Origin of the sequence: Enterobacter cloacae complex sp. P1B, from assembly GCF_014982345.1 — a bacterium.
GTDB classification, from domain to species: Bacteria; Pseudomonadota; Gammaproteobacteria; order Enterobacterales; family Enterobacteriaceae; genus Enterobacter; species Enterobacter bugandensis.
The window spans coordinates 1-3,146 of the sequence record NZ_JADCLF010000020.1 but is presented as its reverse complement, the minus strand read 5'-3'; the positions used below and the strand labels follow the sequence as shown (position 1 = coordinate 3,146).

Genomic DNA, 3,146 nt, shown 5'->3' with positions numbered 1-3,146 from the left:
TTTGCTCTTTAAAAATCTGGATCAAGCTGAAAATTGAAACGACACATCTTTAATGGTGTGTTCGAGTCTCTCAAATTTTCGCAATCATGAAGTGAAACATCTTCGGGTTGTGAGGTTAAGCGACTAAGCGTACACGGTGGATGCCCTGGCAGTCAGAGGCGATGAAGGACGTGCTAATCTGCGAAAAGCGACGGCGAGGTGATATGAACCTTTGACCCGTCGATGTCCGAATGGGGAAACCCAGTGTGATCCGTCACACTATCGTTAACTGAATACATAGGTTAACGAGGCGAACCGGGGGAACTGAAACATCTAAGTACCCCGAGGAAAAGAAATCAACCGAGATTCCCCCAGTAGCGGCGAGCGAACGGGGAGCAGCCCGGAGTCTGAATCAGCTTGTGTGTTAGTGGAAGCGTCTGGAAAGTCGCACGGTACAGGGTGACAGTCCCGTACACGAAAATGCACAGGTTGTGAACTCGAAGAGTAGGGCGGGACACGTGGTATCCTGTCTGAATATGGGGGGACCATCCTCCAAGGCTAAATACTCCTGACTGACCGATAGTGAACCAGTACCGTGAGGGAAAGGCGAAAAGAACCCCGGCGAGGGGAGTGAAAAAGAACCTGAAACCGTGTACGTACAAGCAGTGGGAGCACCTTCGTGGTGTGACTGCGTACCTTTTGTATAATGGGTCAGCGACTTATATTCTGTAGCAAGGTTAACCGTATAGGGGAGCCGCAGGGAAACCGAGTCTTAACTGGGCGTTAAGTTGCAGGGTATAGACCCGAAACCCGGTGATCTAGCCATGGGCAGGTTGAAGGTTGGGTAACACTAACTGGAGGACCGAACCGACTAATGTTGAAAAATTAGCGGATGACCTGTGGCTGGGGGTGAAAGGCCAATCAAACCGGGAGATAGCTGGTTCTCCCCGAAAGCTATTTAGGTAGCGCCTCGTGAACTCATCTTCGGGGGTAGAGCACTGTTTCGGCTAGGGGGCCATCCCGGCTTACCAACCCGATGCAAACTACGAATACCGAAGAATGTTATCACGGGAGACACACGGCGGGTGCTAACGTCCGTCGTGAAGAGGGAAACAACCCAGACCGCCAGCTAAGGTCCCAAAGTCATGGTTAAGTGGGAAACGATGTGGGAAGGCACAGACAGCCAGGATGTTGGCTTAGAAGCAGCCATCATTTAAAGAAAGCGTAATAGCTCACTGGTCGAGTCGGCCTGCGCGGAAGATGTAACGGGGCTAAACCATGCACCGAAGCTGCGGCAGCGACGCTTATGCGTTGTTGGGTAGGGGAGCGTTCTGTAAGCCGTCGAAGGTGTGCTGTGAGGCATGCTGGAGGTATCAGAAGTGCGAATGCTGACATAAGTAACGATAAAGCGGGTGAAAAGCCCGCTCGCCGGAAGACCAAGGGTTCCTGTCCAACGTTAATCGGGGCAGGGTGAGTCGACCCCTAAGGCGAGGCCGAAAGGCGTAGTCGATGGGAAACAGGTTAATATTCCTGTACTTGGTGTTACTGCGAAGGGGGGACGGAGAAGGCTATGTCAGCCGGGCGACGGTTGTCCCGGTTTAAGCGTGTAGGTGTGTGTTCCAGGCAAATCCGGTTCACTTTAACACTGAGGCGTGATGACGAGGCACTACGGTGCTGAAGTGATAAATGCCCTGCTTCCAGGAAAAGCCTCTAAGCATCAGGTAACACGAAATCGTACCCCAAACCGACACAGGTGGTCAGGTAGAGAATACCAAGGCGCTTGAGAGAACTCGGGTGAAGGAACTAGGCAAAATGGTGCCGTAACTTCGGGAGAAGGCACGCTGATATGTAGGTGAAGTCCCTGCGGACGGAGCTGAAATCAGTCGAAGATACCAGCTGGCTGCAACTGTTTATTAAAAACACAGCACTGTGCAAACACGAAAGTGGACGTATACGGTGTGACGCCTGCCCGGTGCCGGAAGGTTAATTGATGGGGTTAGCGGCAACGCGAAGCTCTTGATCGAAGCCCCGGTAAACGGCGGCCGTAACTATAACGGTCCTAAGGTAGCGAAATTCCTTGTCGGGTAAGTTCCGACCTGCACGAATGGCGTAATGATGGCCAGGCTGTCTCCACCCGAGACTCAGTGAAATTGAACTCGCTGTGAAGATGCAGTGTACCCGCGGCAAGACGGAAAGACCCCGTGAACCTTTACTATAGCTTGACACTGAACACTGGTCCTTGATGTGTAGGATAGGTGGGAGGCTTTGAAGCGTGGACGCCAGTCTGCGTGGAGCCGTCCTTGAAATACCACCCTTTAATGGCTGGTGTTCTAACGTGGACCCGTAATCCGGGTTGCGGACAGTGTCTGGTGGGTAGTTTGACTGGGGCGGTCTCCTCCCAAAGAGTAACGGAGGAGCACGAAGGTTAGCTAATCCTGGTCGGACATCAGGAGGTTAGTGCAATGGCATAAGCTAGCTTGACTGCGAGAGTGACGGCTCGAGCAGGTGCGAAAGCAGGTCATAGTGATCCGGTGGTTCTGAATGGAAGGGCCATCGCTCAACGGATAAAAGGTACTCCGGGGATAACAGGCTGATACCGCCCAAGAGTTCATATCGACGGCGGTGTTTGGCACCTCGATGTCGGCTCATCACATCCTGGGGCTGAAGTAGGTCCCAAGGGTATGGCTGTTCGCCATTTAAAGTGGTACGCGAGCTGGGTTTAGAACGTCGTGAGACAGTTCGGTCCCTATCTGCCGTGGGCGCTGGAGAATTGAGGGGGGCTGCTCCTAGTACGAGAGGACCGGAGTGGACGCATCACTGGTGTTCGGGTTGTCATGCCAATGGCACTGCCCGGTAGCTAAATGCGGAAGAGATAAGTGCTGAAAGCATCTAAGCACGAAACTTGCCCCGAGATGAGTTCTCCCTGAGACTTTAAGTCTCCTGAAGGAACGTTGAAGACGACGACGTTGATAGGCCGGGTGTGTAAGCGCAGCGATGCGTTGAGCTAACCGGTACTAATGAACCGTGAGGCTTAACCTTACAACGCCGAAGCTGTTTTGGCGGTGAGAGAGACAATCAAATTTCAGCCTGATACAGATTAAACAGAATTTGCCTGGCGGCTTTAGCGCGGTGGTCCCACCTGACCCCATGCCGAACTCAGAAGTCAA

The 3,146-nt window shown here is 52.8% G+C and carries 1 rRNA gene; it reads left to right on the top strand.

The annotated features are described in order from the left end of the window. The first annotated feature begins 113 nt into the window (after positions 1–113). Positions 114–3,018 (top strand): 23S ribosomal RNA (locus INF77_RS22375). Positions 3,019–3,146: the final 128 nt, after the last annotated feature.